This window comes from Paraburkholderia sp. UCT31, assembly GCF_014397655.1.
GTDB lineage: Bacteria > Pseudomonadota > Gammaproteobacteria > Burkholderiales > Burkholderiaceae > Paraburkholderia > Paraburkholderia tuberum.
The window spans coordinates 1-4,742 of the sequence record NZ_VZQP01000135.1 but is presented as its reverse complement, the minus strand read 5'-3'; the positions used below and the strand labels follow the sequence as shown (position 1 = coordinate 4,742).

The window sequence follows — 4,742 nt, the reverse complement described above, 5'->3', positions numbered from 1 at the left end:
AGATGTGTATAAGCGACAGATGCTCGGCATCGGCCTCGTCAACATGCTGGTCGCGCTCGACCAGACCGTCGTCAGCACCGCGCTGCCGTCGATCGTGGCCGAGCTGCACGGCTTCGAATATTTTGCGTGGATCGCAACCGCGTACCTGCTCGCCTCGGTCGTCACGGTGCCGGTGTTCGGACGGCTCGGCGACTACTTCGGCCGCAAGCGCTTCGTGATCGCCGCGGTGATCACGTTCACGGTCGCGTCCGTGTTGTGCGGCCTCGCCAACAGCATGCTGTTTCTCGCGATCGCGCGCGGACTGCAAGGCGTTGGCGGCGGCATGATGGTCGGCACCGCGTTCGCGTCGATTCCCGATCTGTTCCCCGACCCGCGCACCCGCGTGCGCTGGCAGGTCGTGCTGGCCGCGGCCTACGGCATCGGTACGGCGGCCGGCCCGTCGCTCGGCGGCTGGATGAGCGAGCACCTCGGCTGGCGCTCGACGTTTCTCGTCAATCTGCCGGTTGGCGCGGCGGCGCTCTATTTCATCTGGATGCATCTGCCGAATTTCCGGCGGCCGCATGACGGCGAAGTAAAGATCGACTGGCTCGGCGCGGGGCTCGTCGCGGGCGTGCTCGGCGGCTTGCAGGCGTTTATCGAAGCGGTGCCGAAGCACGGCCTCACCGTGGGCAATCTCGTGCTCGGCGCGTGCGTGATCGCCGGCGCGATCGCACTCTTCACGTGCGAAAAGCGCGCCACGCATCCGATCGTTCCGCTCGATCTGTTCAAGGACGCGCAGCTCGTCACGCTATTCACGCTCGGCATGCTGTCCGGGTTCGTGATGTTCTCGCTGATCTTCTTCGCGCCTTTGCTGCTGCAAGGCGGCTTCGGTCTTTCGCCGCAGCAGGCCGGCCTGCTCGCGACGCCGATCGCCGCGTGCATCGCGCTCGGCAGTGTGCTGAACACGCGCATCGTGATTCACATGAAGAAGCCCACGCGCATTCTGACGATCGGTTTCGGGCTGCTGATGTTCGCGTCGATCGCGCTCGCGTTCGCCAATCCGGACACGCCGCGCTGGCGCATCGTGCTGCCGATGGGCGCGGTCGGCATCGGCCTCGGCTTCATCCTGAACAACCTGAACGTGTTCGGCCAGGAGATCGCCGGACGCGAGCGCTTCGGCATCACGACCGCGCTATTGCAATCGACGCGCATGGTCGGCGGCATGCTCGGCACCAGCATCGTCGCGACTGTCGTGCAGCATCACTATCGCAATGTCGTCACGCGCACGATGAGCGTGCTCGGAGAGCCGGCCGCATCGCAATGGCGGCCGCGTTTCGTCGATCTGCGCATCCTGATCGACGACGCGTCGCGCACGCAGCTGATTGCGGATATGAAGAAGTCGGGACTCGATACGCTCGCGCTGATCGATAGCGCACGCGACGCGCTCGTGCAGTCGATTCATATCGGTGTGTGGCTGACGGCGGTGGCATCGCTCGCGGCCGCGCTGCTGGTGCAGCGGATTTCGCATGTGGTGTTTCGCAAGAGCTGACAAGTGGCCCGATGATGGCCGCCGATATCCGCGGTGCGGCTATCTCGCACCGTGCATTGCAAAAGGAAACAAAAGAGCCTGGTGAACCGCATCTTTCGTGCAGCCCGCCAGGCTTTTTGATTGAGTTAAATCGTCCTTAACGCACGAGACACGGCCGCTTGTTGTCGAACTTCCAGTTCGGAATCAGATATTGCATGGCAATGCCGTCGTCGCGCGCGCCGAGGCCGTGCTGCTGATACATCGCGTGCGCCTTCTCGAGCGCATCCATATCGAGTTCGATGCCGAGCCCCGGCTTCTGCGGCACCTTGACCTTCCCGCCGACGATCTGCAGCGGATCTTGCGTCAGGAACTGACCATCCTGCCAGATCCAGTGCGTATCGATCGCGGTGATCTTGCCCGGCGCCGCGGCCGCGACGTGCGTGAACATCGCGAGCGAAATGTCGAAGTGGTTGTTCGAATGCGAACCCCACGTGAGGCCCCAGTCGTTGCACATCTGCGCGACGCGCACCGAGCCCTGCATGGTCCAGAAATGCGGATCGGCGAGCGGAATATCGACGGATTGCAGCTGGATGGCGTGACCCATCTGACGCCAGTCGGTCGCGATCATGTTGGTCGCCGTCGGCAGGCCGGTTGCGCGACGGAACTCGGCCATCACTTCGCGGCCCGAATAGCCGTTCTCCGCGCCGCATGGATCTTCCGCGTAGGCGAGAACATCGTGCTTGTCACGGCACAGGCGCACCGCTTCGGCGAGCGACCATGCGCCGTTCGGGTCGAGCGTCACGCGCGCTTCGGGGAAGCGCTCGGCGAGAGCCGTCACCGCTTCGATCTCGGCGTCGCCTGGCAGCACGCCGCCCTTCAGCTTGAAGTCGTTGAAGCCATAGCGCGCCTTCGCGGCCTCGGCAAGACGCACGACCGTCTCCGGCGTCAGCGCTTTCTCGGTGCGCACGCGCTCCCAGTCGTCACGCGCGCCGGCGTTGTTCGCGTACGGCAGATCGGTCTTGTTGCGATCGCCGATATAGAACAGGTAGCCGAGCATTTCCACTTCGTCGCGCTGCTGGCCTTCGCCGAGCAGTGCCGCGACCGGCACGCCGAGATGCTGCCCGAGCAGGTCGAGCAGCGCGGCTTCGAGCGCGGTCACCGCGTGAATCGTCGTGCGCAGGTCGAAGGTCTGCAGGCCACGCCCCCCAGCGTCGCGATCGGCGAACTGCGTGCGCACCTTGTTCAGGATCGCCTGCAGATTGCCGATCGACTGACCGACCACGAACGGCCGCGCGTCGTCGATCGTCTTGCGGATGTTCTCGCCGCCCGGCACTTCGCCCACGCCGGTATGGCCCGCGCTGTCGCGCAGAATCACGATGTTGCGCGTGAAGAACGGACCATGCGCGCCGCTCAGATTCATCAGCATGCTGTCGCGACCGGCGACGGGCACGACGCGCAGTTCGGTGACGACCGGCGTGGCGTTCGATTCGGTAGGTTTGGTGGACATGGGAAAAGCACCTGTGTGATGAAGTAGGCCGGCCGGCGGAAGCCGCCGCGCGCTGCGTGCGTGTTCGACCGGACCGGATGAGAACTCGAATACAGAAAAATCGACGGCCGCATGCGAGCCGTCAGTGTAATCAATGCGCGTTGCCGTGCAACGAATCGGGCAACGGCTCGCGATTGCCGGGCTTGTTGCGCGTCAGGAAGCCGGCCGCCGCCGCGAGCAGCGATGCGACGCCGAGACCGTACAGCCCGCCCGTGATCGAGCCCGTGTGTTGCTGCAGATAGCCGAAGGTGGCCGGCGCGAAGAAGCCGCCGAGGTTGCCGAGCGAGTTGATCAGCGCGAGCACGCCGGCGGCGACGCGCGCATCGAGGTAGCCCTGCGGAATCGGCCAGAACAGCGACGACGCCGCCTTGAAGCCGATCGCCGAGAAGCAGATCGCGACGAACGAGAACACCGGGTTGCCCGACGTCGACGCGAACAGACCGACTGCCGCGATGACGAGCGTGACCGCGAGCCAGCCCTGCTGATGTCGCCACTTCGCCGATACGACCGCGAACCCGTACATCGCGACCATCGAGATCAGCCACGGAATCGCGTTGAACATGCCGACCTCGAAGTCGGAAAGGCCGCCCATCTTGCGGATGATGGTCGGCAGCCAGAAAGTGGCCGCGTAGATGGTCAGCTGGATCGCGAAGTACAGGAAGCAGAACAGCGCGATTTGCGGGTCCTTCAGCAGCTTCACCGTCGGCAGATGCGCGCCGCCTTGCGCTTCGCGCTCGCCCTGTTCGGCCGCGATCGATTGTTCGAGCACACGCTGTTCTTCGGCCGTGAGCCAGTGCGCGTCGCGGATGCGCGACTTCAACAGCAACCAGCTGACGACGCACAGCGCGATCGAGAACGCGCCTTCGATCAGGAACATCCACTGCCAGCCTTGCAGGCCGAGGCCGCGAATCGACAGCAGCGAGCCGGTGATGGGACCGGACAGCACCGACGCGAGCGCCGAGCCCGACAGAAAGATCGCCATCGCCTTGCCGCGTTCCTTTTGCGGCAGCCACTGCGTGAAGTAAAAGACGACGCCGGGAAAGAAGCCCGCCTCGGCGACGCCGAGCAGGAACCGCAGCACGTAAAACGACGTGTCGTTCCAGACGAACGCCATTGCGCCCGCCACCAGCCCCCACGTGCCCATGATGCGCGTGAGCCAGGCGCGCGCGCCGAACTTCTGCATCAGCACGTTCGACGGCACTTCGAACAGCGCGTAGCCGATGAAGAACAGCCCGCTGCCGAGCCCGTAGGCGGCCGCGCCGATGCCGAGATCGGCCTTCATGTGCGCGTTGACGAAGCCGATGTTCACGCGGTCGATATAGTTCGCGATGAACATGATCAGGAAAAGCGGCAACACGTTGCGCTTCACCTTCGCGACCGCCGATTCCAGCGGGTCGAGCGCGGTGGTCAGAACTGATGTCAAGTTGTGTCTCCCTGTCGGCCACGAGGCCTGGTGGAACGCAGCGCGGCGCACCCGGTGGGTGCAAGACCCTGCTCTACGCTTGATATGTTGTCTGACGACAGTCTACCGCGTTACTTTGGTCAAATCCAATGGGGTGTTTACCCTGTGGTTCCAGAGGGATCGCCTTGAAATAACGGCAGATTCAAAGGTTCATAACCCTGTTGACCACCCCGCAATCCGCCTCGAACTAAGACGTCAGATGTCTACGATTGGCAGACTGTCGTCAG

Annotated in this window: 3 protein-coding genes; 1 reads left to right on the top strand and 2 read right to left on the bottom strand. The window is 64.2% G+C overall.

Annotated elements, in window-relative coordinates:
* Positions 1–19 precede the first annotated feature (19 nt).
* Positions 20–1,528, top strand: a complete 1,509-nt coding sequence (locus F6X40_RS40955; protein WP_187631820.1) for an MFS transporter — start codon at positions 20–22, stop codon at positions 1,526–1,528.
* 136 nt (positions 1,529–1,664) lie between these two features.
* Here F6X40_RS40955 and gudD read toward each other — a convergent pair whose 3' ends face one another.
* Positions 1,665–3,014 (bottom strand): glucarate dehydratase, encoded by a 1,350-nt coding sequence (gene gudD, locus F6X40_RS40950; RefSeq protein ID WP_184073645.1) that lies wholly within the window; start codon positions 3,012–3,014, stop codon positions 1,665–1,667.
* 130 nt (positions 3,015–3,144) lie between these two features.
* Positions 3,145–4,476, bottom strand: a complete 1,332-nt coding sequence (locus F6X40_RS40945) for an MFS transporter (RefSeq protein ID WP_187631819.1) — start codon at positions 4,474–4,476, stop codon at positions 3,145–3,147.
* Positions 4,477–4,742: the final 266 nt, after the last annotated feature.

What these genes read in the sequence shown, in the direction of transcription:
- F6X40_RS40955 (WP_187631820.1), top strand. Translation starts at nt 20, where the DNA reads ATGCTCGGCATCGGCCTCGTCAACATGCTGGTCGCGCTCGACCAGACC.
- gudD (WP_184073645.1), bottom strand. Translation starts at nt 3,014, where the DNA reads ATGTCCACCAAACCTACCGAATCGAACGCCACGCCGGTCGTCACCGAA.